This window comes from Bacillus sp. SIMBA_008 (genome assembly GCF_046535495.1).
Classification (GTDB): domain Bacteria; phylum Bacillota; class Bacilli; order Bacillales; family Bacillaceae; genus Bacillus; species Bacillus subtilis.
In genome coordinates this window covers 1-234 of the sequence record NZ_JAWRWL010001315.1, presented here as the reverse complement: position 1 = coordinate 234, position 234 = coordinate 1, and the positions used below count along the sequence as shown (strand labels likewise).

1 pseudogene is annotated in these 234 nt (G+C 32.9%); it reads left to right on the top strand.

The window, feature by feature from the left end:
- A pseudogene (locus SB658_RS27705) lies at window positions 1–234 on the top strand (N-acyl homoserine lactonase family protein); the annotation flags it as partial.

Genomic DNA, 234 nt, shown 5'->3' with positions numbered 1-234 from the left:
AAAGAGTGCCAAAAGAATTATGATAAGTGATCTTCAATGGAATGCTGAGTCGGAAGAAAAAACAAATAACTTAACATCTGATAGCTGGAACAATTTAAATATTCAAAAATATAGTTTTTCAAAAACGGGAATTGGCCCTCAGGGTCTGTCTTACGATTTGTTTGGAGATAAATCAGTTGTTTTGGTCAGTACACCAGAATATAGTTCAGGATCTGTAACTGCAATTATCAAAAA